This window comes from Cytobacillus sp. FSL K6-0265, from assembly GCF_038003465.1.
In the GTDB taxonomy this organism is placed as follows: Bacteria; Bacillota; Bacilli; order Bacillales; family Cytobacillaceae; genus Cytobacillus; species Cytobacillus stercorigallinarum.
Genome location: NZ_JBBOPE010000001.1, coordinates 1,928,437 through 1,944,189 on the forward strand (window position 1 = coordinate 1,928,437; position 15,753 = coordinate 1,944,189).

At 37.6% G+C, this 15,753-nt stretch carries 12 protein-coding genes; 11 read left to right on the forward strand and 1 reads right to left on the reverse strand.

Features of this window, described 5'->3' with window-relative positions:
* Positions 1-11: 11 nt before the first annotated feature.
* The 11 genes from rny to mutL all read left to right on the forward strand — a co-directional run bounded on the left by rny (position 12) and on the right by mutL (position 14,628).
* Positions 12-1,571, forward strand: coding sequence for a ribonuclease Y (rny, locus tag MHH73_RS09910; RefSeq protein WP_095369460.1), 1,560 nt, complete (start codon positions 12-14; stop codon positions 1,569-1,571).
* A gap of 121 nt (positions 1,572-1,692) precedes the next feature.
* On the forward strand, positions 1,693-2,490 hold the full coding sequence (locus MHH73_RS09915; RefSeq protein WP_191812091.1) for a TIGR00282 family metallophosphoesterase: 798 nt from the start codon (positions 1,693-1,695) through the stop codon (positions 2,488-2,490).
* A gap of 150 nt (positions 2,491-2,640) precedes the next feature.
* The gene (gene spoVS, locus MHH73_RS09920) at positions 2,641-2,901 is read left to right on the forward strand and encodes a stage V sporulation protein SpoVS (RefSeq protein ID WP_095369458.1); all 261 of its coding nucleotides are present in this window, start codon (positions 2,641-2,643) and stop codon (positions 2,899-2,901) included.
* 129 nt (positions 2,902-3,030) lie between these two features.
* Positions 3,031-3,957 (forward strand): dipeptidase, encoded by a 927-nt coding sequence (locus MHH73_RS09925; RefSeq protein WP_341066456.1) that lies wholly within the window; start codon positions 3,031-3,033, stop codon positions 3,955-3,957.
* A 194-nt stretch (positions 3,958-4,151) separates the two neighbouring features.
* Positions 4,152-5,885: a 2-oxoacid:acceptor oxidoreductase subunit alpha gene (locus MHH73_RS09930; protein WP_191812087.1), complete on the forward strand. Its 1,734-nt coding sequence runs from the start codon at positions 4,152-4,154 to the stop codon at positions 5,883-5,885.
* On the forward strand, positions 5,886-6,752 hold the full coding sequence (locus MHH73_RS09935) for a 2-oxoacid:ferredoxin oxidoreductase subunit beta (protein ID WP_341066458.1): 867 nt from the start codon (positions 5,886-5,888) through the stop codon (positions 6,750-6,752). It begins immediately after the preceding gene.
* A gap of 212 nt (positions 6,753-6,964) precedes the next feature.
* Positions 6,965-8,509 (forward strand): tRNA (N6-isopentenyl adenosine(37)-C2)-methylthiotransferase MiaB, encoded by a 1,545-nt coding sequence (gene miaB, locus MHH73_RS09940; protein WP_341066461.1) that lies wholly within the window; start codon positions 6,965-6,967, stop codon positions 8,507-8,509.
* Between the two features lies 1 nt (position 8,510).
* On the forward strand, positions 8,511-8,936 hold the full coding sequence (locus MHH73_RS09945) for a RicAFT regulatory complex protein RicA family protein (RefSeq protein ID WP_191812081.1): 426 nt from the start codon (positions 8,511-8,513) through the stop codon (positions 8,934-8,936).
* Between the two features lie 506 nt (positions 8,937-9,442).
* Positions 9,443-9,985, forward strand: coding sequence for an outer spore coat protein CotE (locus MHH73_RS09950; protein WP_191812676.1), 543 nt, complete (start codon positions 9,443-9,445; stop codon positions 9,983-9,985).
* A gap of 161 nt (positions 9,986-10,146) precedes the next feature.
* Positions 10,147-12,747, forward strand: coding sequence for a DNA mismatch repair protein MutS (gene mutS, locus MHH73_RS09955; protein ID WP_341066464.1), 2,601 nt, complete (start codon positions 10,147-10,149; stop codon positions 12,745-12,747).
* Positions 12,748-12,768: 21 nt separating this feature from the next.
* On the forward strand, positions 12,769-14,628 hold the full coding sequence (mutL, locus tag MHH73_RS09960) for a DNA mismatch repair endonuclease MutL (RefSeq protein WP_191812077.1): 1,860 nt from the start codon (positions 12,769-12,771) through the stop codon (positions 14,626-14,628).
* 105 nt (positions 14,629-14,733) lie between these two features.
* Here mutL and mreBH read toward each other — a convergent pair whose 3' ends face one another.
* Complete coding sequence (gene mreBH / locus MHH73_RS09965; protein WP_191812075.1) at positions 14,734-15,744, reverse strand: rod-share determining protein MreBH; 1,011 nt, start codon at positions 15,742-15,744, stop codon at positions 14,734-14,736.
* Between the last annotated feature and the right edge of the window lie 9 nt (positions 15,745-15,753).

Genomic DNA, 15,753 nt, shown 5'->3' on the forward strand with positions numbered 1-15,753 from the left:
GAGGTGAAATGATGGAACTAGGTTATATCATCTCCATTTTGCTTGGCCTAATCGTTGCTGCTTTTGTTGGCTATTTCTTTCGAAAATCCGTTACGGAAGCAAAAATCGCTGGTGCCAGAGGAGCTGCTGATCAAATATTAGAAGATGCAAAACGTGAAGCAGAGGCTCTAAAGAAAGAGGCATTACTTGAAGCGAAGGATGAGAATCATAAGCTTCGCACAGAGGCGGAACGTGAAATTCGTGAACGTAGGAATGAACTGCAAAAACAAGAAAATCGTTTATTGCAAAAAGAAGAGAATCTAGACCGAAAAGATGAAACGCTAGATAAGCGTGAAGCGGTTTTGGAAAAAAGAGACGACTCTCTTGGCAAAAGACAACAGCATATTGAAGAGATGGAAAGCAAAGTGGACAAAATGGTACAGTCTCAGCAAACTGAACTGGAAAGAATCTCCGGGTTAACTCGTGAGGAAGCTAAATCCATCATTTTAGATCGTACTGAACAAGAGGTTGCACATGATATTGCCATCATGGTAAAAGAGAGTGAATCAAGAGCGAAAGAAGAAGCGGATAAGCGTGCGAAAGAAATCTTATCATTAGCGATTCAAAGATGTGCTGCGGACCATGTAGCTGAAACAACTGTGTCAGTTGTTAACTTACCGAACGACGAAATGAAGGGTCGAATTATCGGTCGTGAAGGTCGTAATATCCGTACACTTGAAACGCTGACAGGTATTGATTTGATTATCGATGATACGCCAGAAGCCGTTATTCTTTCAGGATTTGATCCTATCCGACGAGAAACTGCTCGTCTTGCACTTGATAAACTTGTACAGGATGGAAGAATTCATCCAGCTCGTATCGAGGAAATGGTGGACAAGGCCCGCCGAGAAGTGGATGAGCATATTCGAGAAATTGGAGAGCAAACGACATTCGAAGTTGGTGTCCATGGTTTACACCCTGACTTGATCAAAATATTAGGCCGCCTAAAATTCCGTACAAGCTACGGTCAAAATGTATTGAAACACTCGATGGAAGTAGCACAGTTGTCCGGTATGCTTGCTGCGGAATTAGGTCAAGATGAGACATTAGCACGCCGTGCAGGATTATTACATGATGTAGGGAAAGCGATTGACCATGAAGTAGAAGGAAGCCATGTTGAAATTGGGGTTGAACTAGCGACTAAATATAAAGAACACCCAGTTGTCATTAACAGTATCGCTTCCCATCATGGTGATACGGAACCAACATCCATTATCGCTGTTCTTGTAGCTGCGGCTGACGCACTTTCTGCTGCAAGACCTGGGGCGAGAAGAGAAACGCTTGAGAATTATATTCGACGTTTAGAAAAGCTCGAAGAAATCTCAGAGTCATATGATGGTGTTGAAAAATCATTTGCTATTCAAGCGGGTCGTGAAATTCGTATTATGGTTAAACCGGAGCAAATTGATGATTTGGAAGCACATCGTCTTGCAAGAGATATAAGGAAGAAAATCGAAGAAGAACTCGATTATCCAGGTCATATAAAAGTAACGGTTATTAGGGAAACAAGAGCCGTAGAATATGCGAAATAAGAGCGATGCCTTTTAGGCATCGCCTTTCCTTTTTTTGAAGGATTAAACTCTTGAAGAGCTAACTATCTCCTCAGAGATTTGCGTATGTATAAACAGAAGTATATTTAGAAGGGAAAAGATTATGAGAATTTTATTTGTAGGGGACGTTGTTGGATCATTAGGTCGTGAAATGGTAGAGGAGTATTTACCGAAATTAAAGGAAAAGTATCGCCCGCAAATAACCATTATAAATGGCGAAAATGCAGCTGGTGGTAGAGGAATTACCGAAAAAATATACAGGGAATTTTTATCGGCTGGGGCCCAAGCAGTGACATTAGGTAATCACACATGGGATAATAAGGAGATATTTGATTTTATTGAAGAGGCAAAATATTTGGTTAGGCCTGCTAATTTCCCTGATAACAATCCAGGGAAGGGTTTAATTTATTTAAAATATAATAGTGAAGAAATAGCTGTTATCAATTTACAAGGTCGAACATTTATGCAACCAAGTGATTGTCCTTTTGAAAAAGCAGAGCAACTTATTGAAGAAGCAAAGCAAAGAACACCGGTTATTTTTGTCGATTTTCATGGTGAAACAACAAGTGAGAAACAAGCAATGGGCTGGTTTTTAGATGGTAAGGTTTCAGCAGTAATTGGCACTCATACACATGTGCAAACAGCAGATCAACGCATTCTACCAAATGGGACGGCATTTATGAGTGATGTAGGGATGACTGGACCATACGATGGCATTCTTGGTATGGAAAGAGAAGCTGTGTTAAAGCGGTTTATCACGAATATGCCCGTCCGTTTTGAAGTACCGAAAAGTGGAAGAGGTATATTGAGTGCCGTAATCATTGACATTGATATGAAAACAGGAAAAGCGAAGAAGATAGAAAGCGTTTTAATTAATGATGATCATCCATTTTATAGCTAAAAAAAACCTCCTCAATTTCTAATTTTTCTGGTCAAGCTGGAATATGTCTTTTTCATTATGAATATAGTAGCAGTGGAAACATTTATTGAAACCTGATGAACTCTTTAAAAAAGAGCATTCAGGAGGGGGAAAAATGAGGAGGAGCTAGGAATGGAAATATTAAAAGTTTCAGCAAAATCTAATCCTAATTCTGTAGCTGGTGCGCTTGCTGGTGTTCTACGTGAAAGAGGAGCAGCAGAAATCCAGGCAATTGGTGCGGGTGCATTGAATCAAGCGGTTAAAGCAGTAGCAATCGCAAGAGGATTTGTAGCGCCTAGCGGTGTAGACTTAGTATGTATTCCTGCGTTTACAGATATTTTGATAGATGGGGAAGAGAGAACAGCTATAAAACTAATCGTAGAACCTAGATAATGGCTGTCATTGTCCATCAAAAATGTAAAAGCTCATTTGATTATCAAATGGGTTTTTTCTCTTTGTAAGAAAAAACAATAGAGAATAGATGAAAGATTTTGTATATTTAAAGAATAAAGGAGTGAGAAAGTGAAGATATTTGATGGGCATTGTGATGTATTAGCAAAAATGTTTTTGGACCCTTCTATTGAGTTTCAGCATTCGCAGCTGCTACAGGCTAATCTTAATCGACTATTAGCCGGTGGTGTGAAAGTCCAATTGTTTGCTATTTATGTACCAGAGAAAATTCATCCAGAATTAAAGTTTAACGCAGCACTACAAATCGTTGATATTTTTTATGAAAAAATAGTTAAACCTCATCCTCAAGTGAAGGTAATTCAGTCAAATAAAGATCTTCAAGGATTACAGGAGAATGAACTAGGGGCTGTTTTAACTTTAGAAGGCTGTGATGCTATCTACAATGATGAAGTGAAATTGAAAACGCTGTTAAGATTAGGTGTACAGTCGGTCGGCTTAACATGGAATTACGGAAATTTTGTTGCCGATGGTGTATTAGAAGAGAATGCAGGAGGGCTATCACGATTTGGCAAAAAGGTTGTAGAAGTATTAAATGAACGAGATATATTATGTGATGTTTCGCATATATCAGAAAAAGGCTTCTGGGATGTAATGGATATAGCTAAAAGACCGTTTGCCTCACATTCTAATTGTCTTCATTATTGTGCGCATCCAAGGAATTTAACCGACGACCAAATTCGCGCACTTATTAAGAAAGATGGTTTGATTGGATTGACTTTTGTGAGGGAATTCTTAAATGAGCCACATCGAGCGTCAATCAATGATCTATTAAAACATATTGATTATATCTGCTCTCTTGGTGGAGAAAACCACATTGGCCTTGGTTCAGACTTTGATGGCACTGAACCACCACTAAAAGGGCTTGAGCATGCAGGAGAGTATCAATATTTGATTGATACTTTATTACAGCATTTCTCACAGGAGGTTGTAGAAAAGATTACCTATCATAATTTCAAAAATGTGTTATTTAGCAGATAAATAGATTAATTTTTCTTAACTATCTAAAAAAATAAATAAATCTATCAATTATTTAATCTTAAAGGCTTGCATTTTTACATTGTTAGGTCTAGAATTGAAAGCGTTTAGTACGTTAAATGGTGAAATGGATGTATAAAAAGAGATTATACAAGTTTTTTACATATTTCTCGAATGTAATAAAAGGGGTGTAGGACATGGTGAAACAACTTTCGTGGAAGGTTGGCGGACAACAAGGCGAAGGAATTGAAAGCACTGGTGAAATATTTTCTATTGCATTGAATCGCCTTGGCTATTATTTATACGGATACCGTCATTTTTCTTCTCGTATTAAAGGTGGGCATACGAATAACAAAATTCGTGTGAGTACCTCTCAAACGCGGTCTGTTGCAGATGATTTAGACGTTCTTGTTGCGTTTGACCAAGAAACGATCGATGTCAATTATAAAGAGTTACATGATGGTGGTATCATCTTAGCAGATGCGAAATTTAATCCAGAGAAACCAGAAGATACAAACGCGCTACTTCTATCCGTTCCATTTACACAAATGGCGACAGATCTAGGAACATCACTTATGAAAAATATGGTCGCTGTAGGCTCAACTTGCGCCGTTTTAAATTTGGATGTCGAAGTTTTTAAAGAAGTAGTTGAAGAGATTTTTGCCCGCAAAGGACAAGCCGTTGTAGATAAAAATATGGAAGCAATAAAAGCTGGTTATGATACAACAGTTGAACAATTAGGTAAAACAGATGGCTTGATGCAGTTGGATGAAGCGGACGGTAAGAAAAGAATGTTCATGATCGGAAATGATGCCATTGCACTTGGTGCATTAGCCGCAGGAAGTCGATTTATGGCTGCTTACCCAATTACGCCAGCTTCGGAAATTATGGAGTATTTAATAAAAAAATTACCTGAACTTGGTGGTACTGTTATTCAGACGGAGGATGAGATTGCTGCTGCAACTATGGCGATTGGAGCCAACTATGCAGGAGTACGTGCTTTCACTGCCTCAGCCGGTCCAGGATTATCTTTAAAAATGGAATCAATTGGTCTAGCAGGTATTACAGAGACACCGTTAGTCATCGTTGATACTCAGCGTGGTGGTCCGTCAACAGGTCTACCAACAAAACAAGAACAGTCAGATTTAATGGCTATGATTTACGGAACACATGGAGAAATTCCAAAAATTGTTCTTGCACCAAGTACAGTACAGGAAGCGTTTTATGATACTGCTGAAGCATTTAATTTAGCTGAAGAATATCAATGTCCAGTTATTGTTTTATCAGATCTACAATTATCATTAGGTAAACAAACGGTAGAACCATTGAATTTTAATGAAGTAGAAATTCGTCGTGGGAAGCTACAAGACGATCTACCTGAAATAGATAGCAAAGAATATTTTAAACGTTATGAAGTGACGGAGGATGGCGTATCACCACGGGTAATCCCAGGGATGAAATATGGTATCCACCATGTTACAGGTGTGGAGCATGATCAATCTGGAAAACCATCGGAATCAGCAGCAAATCGTATTCAACAAATGGATAAACGGTTCCGTAAAATTGAAAATGTGAAATTTAATACACCAGTATATAAAAACGCCCCTCATGAAGAAGCAGATTTGTTATTAGTTGGTTTCATTTCAACAAGAGGTGCGATTGAAGAAGCGATTACTAGATTAGAAGCAGACGGTTTGAAGGTGAATCACGCACATATTCGTTTGATTCATCCATTCCCAACTGATGAGTTAATGCCGCTAGTCGCATCTGCTAAAAAGGTTGTGGTGGTTGAAAATAATGCCACTGGACAGTTAGCAAATATTATTAAAATGAATGTTGGATATGCGAATAAAATCATTAAATATAATAAGTACGACGGGAATCCTTTCTTGCCGCACGAAATCCATACAAAGTGCAAGGAGTTGTTCTAAATGGCTACATTTAAAGACTTTCGAAATAATGTAAAACCGAACTGGTGCCCAGGCTGTGGTGACTTCTCTGTTCAAGCTGCTATTCAACGCGCATCCGCAAATGTTGGTTTAGAACCTGAAGAATTAGCTGTAGTATCTGGAATTGGTTGTTCTGGGCGAATTTCAGGTTATATTAACTCATATGGATTTCACGGAATCCATGGACGTTCATTACCGATTGCTCAAGGTGTTAAAATGGCGAATAAGGACTTAACTGTTATTGCTTCTGGTGGTGACGGGGATGGCTTTGCTATCGGTATGGGGCATACGATTCATGCTATTCGCCGTAATATTAATATCACGTATATTGTGATGGATAACCAAATTTATGGCTTAACAAAAGGGCAAACATCACCGCGTTCATCTACTGGTTTTAAAACAAAATCAACACCTGAAGGTTCCATTGAACAAGCGATTTCACCAATGGAAATGGCTTTAACGGCAGGAGCTACTTTTGTTGCCCAAAGTTTTTCTACCGATTTGAAAGATTTAACTGCTCTCATTGAACAAGGAATTCAACATGATGGATTTTCACTTATTAATGTGTTTAGTCCTTGTGTCACTTATAACAAAATCAATACGTATGATTGGTTTAAAGCAAATTTAACTAAATTGAAAGATATCGATGGATACGATTCTTCCAATAGAGAACAAGCAATGCAAACATTAATGAAACACGATGGTTTAGTAACAGGACTAATCTATCAAAACACTGAACGTAAGTCTTATCAGGAAATGCTTCACGGTTATTCTGAAACACCGTTAGCAAAGGCTGATTTAAACTTAGATCAAGCATACTTTGATAAACTAGTAGAAGAATTTATGTAAAATAAAAGACTTAAGAAAATCCAGTTTTGATTTTCTTAAGTCTTTTTTTCTTTATAGAATATGAGTATATTTTTTAATACTTTCCTACGAAAAAGAATAGGAAAGGTGCATTGCTATTGTGTTCAATAGAAATACGCTTTATACTATAGTAATGTGTATGGAAATAATGGATAGTAAACGCCTACAGTAACATAGAAAGGGGCATGTCGTAAATGAATGAAAAACAAAGATTAGAAACTCAACAAGTAAAGGTCGCAAATCCTGCGGACAAAAAATCCGAAAAGGATTACAGCAAGTATTTTGAACATGTGTATACAGCTCCATCTTTAAAGGATGCGAAGAAACGTGGAAAAGAAGATGTCAAATATCATAAGGATTTTGAAATACCGAGTGAATTTGCTGGATTAGGGGAAGGCCGAAAGTTCTATATTCGTACATATGGATGCCAGATGAATGAGCATGACACGGAAGTAATGGCAGGGATTTTTATGAATTTAGGCTATGAACCAACTGAATCCGTTGATGATGCCAATGTGATTCTTCTAAACACTTGTGCTATCCGTGAAAATGCGGAAAATAAAGTGTTTGGTGAACTCGGACATTTAAAACATTTAAAACAACAAAATCCTGACTTACTTATCGGTGTTTGTGGATGTATGTCTCAAGAAGAATCTGTTGTTAATAAAATTCTTAAAACATATAACCAAGTAGATATGGTGTTCGGTACGCATAATATTCACCGTTTGCCAAATATTTTACAAGAAGCTTATATGTCTAAGGAAATGGTACTTGAAGTTTGGTCTAAAGAAGGCGATGTAATTGAAAATTTACCTAAAGTGAGAAGAGGTAATATTAAGGCTTGGGTAAATATTATGTATGGCTGTGATAAATTCTGTACGTATTGCATTGTTCCTTATACAAGAGGAAAAGAGAGAAGTCGCAGACCGGAAGATATCATTCAAGAAGTCCGTCAATTAGCGGCCAAAGGCTATCAAGAAATTACTTTATTAGGGCAAAATGTGAATGCATACGGTAAAGACTTTAATGATATGAAGTATGGTCTCGGGGATTTAATGGATGAAATTCATAAAATTGATATTCCTAGGGTCCGTTTTACAACTAGCCATCCACGTGACTTTGATGACCATCTCATTGAAGTGCTGGCAAAAGGCGGCAATCTTGTGGAACATATTCATTTACCAGTGCAATCCGGTTCGAATGATGTATTGAAAATTATGGCTAGAAAGTATACCCGAGAACAGTTCTTAGAGTTAGTAGGCAAAATAAAAGAAAACGTACCAGGTGCAACTTTTACAACAGATATTATTGTTGGTTATCCGAATGAAACAGAAGAACAGTTCGAGGAAACGATGTCGCTCTATCGTGAAGTAGGCTTTGAGGCGGCGTATACTTTTATCTATTCTCCTCGTGAAGGCACACCTGCTGCGAAAATGAAAGATAATGTACCAATGGAAGTGAAGAAAGAACGCTTACAAAGATTAAACGCACTAGTCAATGAAATATCTGCTGAATCTATGAAGAAATACCAAGGTGAAATAGTTGAAGTGTTAGTAGAAGGGGAAAGTAAAAATAACCCTGATACATTGGCCGGCTATACAAGAAAGAACAAGTTGGTAAACTTTAAAGGACCGAAGACAGCAATTGGAAAACTCGTCAAAGTGAAAGTGACGGATGCTAAAACTTGGTCACTTAATGGTGAGATGATTGAAGAAAAAGAAAATCTTGAGGTGAGCTAAGATGGCGAAGTATTCTAAAGATGATATTGTAAAACGGGCAAGAGAACTAGCTGTAATGATAGCTGATACGGAAGAAGTAGATTTCTTTAAACGTGCGGAAGCACAAATTAATGAAAATGAAAAAGTTTCAAAGATTATTGCGCAAATTAAAGGGCTACAAAAACAAGCGGTTAATTTACAACATTATGGGAAAGAAGAAGCTTTAAGAAAAACAGAAGCGAAAATTGATTCTCTTGAAGAAGAGCTAGATGCAATTCCAGTTGTTCAAGAGTTTAAACAATCTCAAGTGGATGTGAATGATTTATTACAAATTGTCTCTTCAGCCATTTCTAACAGAGTAACGGATGAGATTATTTCGTCAACTGGTGGCGATTTACTATCTGGTCAAACGGGCTCACAATTAAAAAATTCAGGCTGCCAACATTAAAAAATCAAAAGGGTGATCACAAGTCGATGTGATCACCCTTTTGATTTTTTATTATTGGTTCGTAGGAATCTGCCACTTTAGAAACTCGTTTCAATAATTGAATGGTCTTTTGTTGTGGCCACTTTAGTCTTATCAATATATTCTTAGATTTAGAACTTCTTATTGTTGAATGTAGATATGGAAAGATAATTATCAAAATAGGGTAATTATATGGATTTATCACCATTTCCTCAGCAAATAACATTTTTTATGATTATTATAAAAGCCACGTGTCAATTTCTACAAGTATTTGAATCAAAAGCGAGAGGAAATGTTCCAAGAAGTTGATGAAAAATCTTTCCTAGATTGGGCCCTTGCCCACCTCAGTCCGTAACAATCGCCCGTATGCGGCATATGATAAAGCATGCTAATGGATTTGGCTAATTGCCCATAAGAAAATAGGTCGCACACTAGTCTAATATCCCGCATAGGATGAATTGAAAATGAATGAGGAGGGTTCGCTCGCAATGGGAGACTATAGAGAGATAATAACGAAGGCAGTCGTTGCGAAAGGACGTAAGTTTATCCAGTCCAATCACACGGTTTGTCCTCAACACCACCCATCTAGTATTCTTGGTGCCTGGATTATTAACCATAAGTACAAAGCAAAAAAGGTGGGAAATACTGTAGAGGTTAGCGGAAGCTTTGATATCAATATCTGGTATTCTTATAAAGATAACACGCAAACTGAAGTAGTTACAGAGTGCGTGGAATACAAAGATGTTATCAAAGTGAAGTATCGTGATGAAGAAATCCTTGACGATATTGAAGTTGTTGCACGGGTCGTTCAACAACCAAACTGTATTGAAGCAACAATCTCTAAAAATGGCAATAAAATTATTGTACATGTAGAGAGAGAGTTTATTGTTGAAGTCATTGGAGAAACAAAGATTTGTGTAGCAGTGGCTGACGCAGGTGACTGCGAAGATGAAGATTGGGGATTAGAAGTAGAAGATGAAGAATTTGAAGATTTAAACCCAGACTTCATCATTGGCACTGAAGAGGAATAATAACTAACTAGGAGGTTTTACTTCCTAGTTTTTTTCTTTTTTAAAAGTATTGAAGAGTGTAGATAGGCAAGAGTATGAAGCATTTCTAATCGTTTGTTGACTTTCAAGTATGATATAATAAGATAAGAAAATAATAGATTATGAAATATGTGGAGGAAATTATGGCAGCAACATATACGCCGATGATACAACAATATTTAAGTGTAAAGGCAGATTATCAAGATGCCTTTTTATTTTTTCGTTTAGGCGATTTTTATGAGATGTTTTTTGAAGATGCGATTTCAGCATCAAGAGAGTTAGAAATTACGTTAACAAGTAGAGATGGCGGAGCGGAAGACCGCATACCGATGTGCGGGGTACCTTATCATTCAGCCCCAAATTATATCGAACGCTTAATTGAAAAAGGCTATAAAGTAGCCATATGTGAACAAACCGAAGATCCGAAACAAGCTAAAGGTGTAGTCAAAAGGGAAGTTGTTCAATTAATTACACCTGGGACTCGGATGGAAGGCAAGGGGTTAAATGAAAAGGAAAATAACTATATCGCTACAGTAACTGCATTTGAAGATGATACCTATGGTTTCGCTTATAGTGATTTATCAACAGGAGAAACAAAAGCAACCATTATTACTGATGGTTTTACCTCTATTTTAAATGAGCTGTCAGTTTCTAATGCGAAAGAAATTGTCGTCTCTTCGCAGTTCTCAGATAAATGGCTTAAAAAGATGAAAGAAAGAATGGTACTGACCATTTCTATTGAAGATGATGTTCAAACTCAGCAACCGTTTGAGGAAAGTGTATCAAAGTTAGCAAATAATCGTCTGCGTGATACTGTAATGAGATTATATAATTATTTGTATAAAACACAAAAACGTAGTCTTGATCATTTGCAACTAGCTGAAGTGTATGAAGTGAACCAATTTATGAAAATTGATTACTTCTCCAAGAAAAACTTAGAACTTACAGAAACAATGCGTTCTAATGGGAAGAAGGGTTCGCTTCTTTGGCTGCTAGATGAAACGAAAACAGCGATGGGTTCAAGAATGTTAAAACAATGGATAGATCGTCCGTTAATTAATAAAGATGCCATTATAGAACGACAATCAATGGTGGAAACTTTCATGAATCATTATTTCGAACGAGAAGAGCTAAGAGATACTTTAAAAGAAGTATATGATTTAGAGCGGCTTGCAGGTAGAGTCGCATTCGGTAATGTCAATGCTCGTGACTTATTTCAATTGCAGAAATCATTACAGCAAGTACCCAAAATAGGACATGTAGTGAATCAGTTAACGAATGATGTAGCTAAAAAATTGGCAAGTGAACTGGATCCTTGTGAGGATGTAACCGATTTGTTAGAAAGAGCCATTGCCGAAAATCCCCCGTTAACTATTAAGGAAGGCAATATTATTGCTGACGGTTTTAATGAAGATCTCGATCAATATCGTGATGCAACGAAAAACGGTAAAAATTGGATTGCTCAGCTTGAGAAGAGAGAAAGAGAGAAGACAGGGATTAAGTCATTAAAAATCGGATACAATCGTGTCTTTGGATATTATATTGAAGTGACAAAGTCCAATCTTCATCTGTTAGAAGAAGGTCTATATGAAAGAAAACAAACATTAACAAATGCTGAAAGGTTTATTACTCCAGAGCTAAAAGAAAAAGAGGCATTAATCTTACAAGCAGAAGAAAAGTCTGTAGACCTAGAATACACATTATTTTTAGAGGTAAGAGAACAGGTGAAAGAACATATTCCACGCATCCAAAATCTTGCCAAGCTTATCAGTGAACTTGATGTGTTGCAATGTTTCTCTGTCGTTAGCGAACAGCGACAATACCATAAACCGAGCTTTTCAAATGAACGGAAAATCGTAATTGAAGACGGGAGACATCCAGTTGTCGAAAAAGTGATGAATGCGCAAGAATATGTAGCGAATGACTGTTATATGGACCAGGAAAGAGAATTACTACTTATTACTGGACCAAATATGTCAGGTAAAAGCACATATATGCGACAAATTGCTCTAACCTCCATTTTGGCACAAATCGGTTGTTTTGTCCCTGCTAAACAAGCGGTGTTACCTATTTTTGACCAAGTGTTTACTAGAATAGGTGCGGCGGATGATTTAATCTCTGGACAAAGCACATTTATGGTGGAAATGTTAGAAGCTAGAAATGCCATTGTTCATGCAACAGAAAATAGTCTTATCCTATTTGACGAAATTGGTAGAGGGACGTCGACCTATGACGGAATGGCACTTGCTCAAGCGATTATTGAATATATTCACCATCATATTGGGGCGAAAACATTGTTTTCCACTCATTATCATGAGCTTACTGTTTTGGCTGAAGAATTGCCACGTATAGAAAATGTGCATGTCAGTGCAGTTGAACAGAACGGAAAGGTCGTATTTCTCCATAAGATTAAAGAGGGCTCAGCAGATAAAAGTTATGGTATACATGTTGCTCAACTGGCAGAGCTACCGGAGACATTGATTCAAAGAGCAAACGACATTCTTACGCGATTAGAAGCAAAGGATTCATCAAAAATAAATACAACAGCAGCAACGATGGAAGTACAAGAAGAAGCAGTAGGCCAATTGTCATTCTTTGAAGAAGAAAAGCAAGAGAAGAGAGGGACAAATATTGCTACGAAGGAAAGAAAGATGCTTGATCAGCTAAAGAAACTAGACATTCTAGAAATGACACCGATGACAGCATTAAATACCTTATATGAGATGCAAAAAAAGTTAAAATAAAGATTGAAAGGGTGAATCCTAGTGGGTAAAATCAAGCTCTTAGATGATTATCTATCAAATAAAATCGCGGCAGGAGAAGTCGTTGAGCGTCCAGCATCTGTTGTGAAAGAATTGGTTGAAAATGCCATTGATGCAGGCAGTTCTGTCATTGAAGTGGAAGTAGAAGAAGCTGGCCTTGCAAGTATCCGAATCATCGATAATGGCGAAGGAATAGCAGAAGATGACGTTCTCCATGCGTTCCACCGACATGCGACAAGTAAAATCCAAGACGAGAGCGACCTATTTAGGATTCGCACATTAGGATTTAGAGGGGAAGCACTTCCCTCTATTGCTTCTGTTTCCAAAGTGGAATTGAAAACTTGCCATAGTGATATAGGTACGAGAGTGGTGCTTGAAGGCGGCAAGGTTGTAACGATGGAAAAGGCAGCTAGTCGCAAGGGGACAGATATCACGGTGTCGGATCTATTTTACAATACGCCGGCAAGACTTAAATATATGAAAACCATTCATACCGAATTAGGTAATATTACTGATGTCATGAATCGCTTATCTTTATCACACCCGGAGATCTCATTCAGGTTACTTCATAATGATAAACAACTGCTGAAAACAACAGGCAATGGTGATGTCCGTCAAGTTTTAGCGGCGATCTATGGTTTAAATATTGTCAAAAAAATGATCCCAATTCAAACTCAGTCGCTTGACTTCAAGGTTTCTGGCTATGTGGCGTTACCAGAAATAACGAGAGCATCGAGAAATTATATTTCAACGATGATCAACGGGCGGTTTATTAAAAACTATCCACTAGTGAAAGCTATTCAGGAAGGTTATCATACATTGTTACCGATAGGACGGTATCCCATTGTTTTATTAAACATAGAAATGGATCCATTATTAGTCGATGTAAATGTTCATCCTTCTAAAATGGAAGTTCGTTTAAGTAAAGAACACGAATTAAACGAATTAGTCACTGCCACCATTAAACAAGTCTTTAAAAAAGAAGAATTAATTCCAAGTGGCTTTACCGAAAAGAAAATAATAAAGCCGAAAGAAGAACAAACGTTTCTTCACCTCGATCATTTACCAGAAAGACAACCATTTAAAGAGATTGAGCAGGAGAGGAAAGCACCAGAAGTACAATTTATCCAAGAAAATACAGTAACACGAAATCAACCAAAACAAGATACGGTCTTTGAAACGGCTCCTTCAATAGAAATTCCTTCTCAACCTAAAGAAGTGGACTTACATGAAGAAGAAAAAACAACGATTGCGGAAGAAGATGAAACCGTGCTTCCGTCTAGAGTTCCAGCAATGTATCCTATAGGTCAAATGCACGGTACCTATATTTTTGCACAAAATGATAATGGTTTGTATATCATTGACCAGCATGCGGCTCAGGAAAGAATCAAGTATGAGTTTTTTAAAGAAAAGGTTGGGAAAGTAGAAAGTGAATTACAGGAGCTTTTGATTCCAATGACCTTCGAATATGCAAACGATGATGTGATAAAGATCGAGGAATACAAGGACGTACTTGAAAAAGTGGGTGTATTCTTAGAGGAGTTTGGTCATAACAGTTATATTGTTCGTGCCCATCCACAATGGTTTCCTAAAGGAGAGGAACAAGAAACGATTGTGGATATGATTGAGCAATTGTTGAACATGAAGCGAGTAGATATAAAAAAACTGAGAGAAGAAGCGGCGATCATGATGAGTTGTAAAGGTTCAATTAAAGCAAATCGTCATTTACGTAACGATGAGATTCAAGCATTGCTGGATGAGTTACGCCAAACAAATGATCCCTTTACTTGCCCCCATGGTCGCCCAATTATCATTCATTATTCTATATATGAAATGGAAAAAATGTTTAAGCGTATTATGTAAGACCTGATGAGAGAGGTTTTTTATAGGAAACTAACATAGTAATCCTTAAGGTCACATAAAAAAGAGAGAACCGCAAATAGTTACACGCGGTTCTCTCTTTTTTTATTATTTCGCATTAGCTGTTTGTAATTTATCCATGTACTTTAATGATTTTCCTGTCCCAATTGCAACAGACTCTAACGGATTTGGAGCAAGGTGAACAGGCACATCAATCTCTTGACTGATCCATTCTTGCATACCATTAAGTAATGCTCCTCCGCCAGTCAAGATGACTCCACGGTCAACAATATCACCACTTAATTCAGCAGGACTATCTTCTAGTGTTGCTCTAAGCGCTTCTAAAATACTGAGTAACGCTTCTTTCATCGCATCTCTAATTTCAAAGGAAGAAAGCTCAATCGTTTTTGGTAATCCAGTGACTAAATCTCTCCCGCGTATTTCCATTTTAAGTTCATCATGGTTAATAAGCGCATGGCCAATTTCAATTTTAATATTTTCTGCTGTTCTTTCTCCAATAAGCACATTATATTCTTTACGTACATACTGAATAATATCATCGTCTAAACGGTCTCCACCAATACGAACGGAGTGACAAGCAACTACACCACCGAAGGAAATAATCGCTACTTCAGTAGAACCGCCACCTATGTCAACTACCACATTTGCGACTGGCTCATCGACAGGCATGCCAGCGCCAATTGCTGCTGCAACAGGTTCCTCAATAACGAAAACTTTTTTCGCGCCTGCATTTCGTACAGCATCTTGAATCGCTCTTCTTTCTACACTTGTCGACCCGGAAGGTGTACAAACAACGACACTCGGCTTTCTAATTGAGAAGCCGCCTGCTTTTGCAGCTTTTTTCATAATATGACGTAACATTTCTGTCGTTGTATCGAAATCGGCAATGACGCCATCTTTTAGTGGGCGTATAGCAACAATCCGTCCTGGTGTTTTACCAATCATTTCTTTTGCTTCAGTACCAACTGCTAGTACTTTTTTTGTTTCTGTATCAATCGCAACAACAGAAGGTTCATTGAGAGCGATACCTTTTGCCTTACTATAAACAAGTATATTAGCTGTTCCTAAATCGATTCCAATTTCAGCATTTCCTATCATTATCAATCA

Coding starts and splice junctions, on each gene's coding strand:
- rny (WP_095369460.1), top strand. CDS start 12: ATGGAACTAGGTTATATCATCTCCATTTTGCTTGGCCTAATCGTTGCT.
- MHH73_RS09915 (WP_191812091.1), top strand. CDS start 1,693: ATGAGAATTTTATTTGTAGGGGACGTTGTTGGATCATTAGGTCGTGAA.
- spoVS (WP_095369458.1), top strand. CDS start 2,641: ATGGAAATATTAAAAGTTTCAGCAAAATCTAATCCTAATTCTGTAGCT.
- MHH73_RS09930 (WP_191812087.1), top strand. CDS start 4,152: ATGGTGAAACAACTTTCGTGGAAGGTTGGCGGACAACAAGGCGAAGGA.
- MHH73_RS09935 (WP_341066458.1), top strand. CDS start 5,886: ATGGCTACATTTAAAGACTTTCGAAATAATGTAAAACCGAACTGGTGC.
- miaB (WP_341066461.1), top strand. CDS start 6,965: ATGAATGAAAAACAAAGATTAGAAACTCAACAAGTAAAGGTCGCAAAT.
- MHH73_RS09945 (WP_191812081.1), top strand. CDS start 8,511: ATGGCGAAGTATTCTAAAGATGATATTGTAAAACGGGCAAGAGAACTA.
- MHH73_RS09950 (WP_191812676.1), top strand. CDS start 9,443: ATGGGAGACTATAGAGAGATAATAACGAAGGCAGTCGTTGCGAAAGGA.
- mutS (WP_341066464.1), top strand. CDS start 10,147: ATGGCAGCAACATATACGCCGATGATACAACAATATTTAAGTGTAAAG.
- mreBH (WP_191812075.1), bottom strand. CDS start 15,744: ATGATAGGAAATGCTGAAATTGGAATCGATTTAGGAACAGCTAATATA.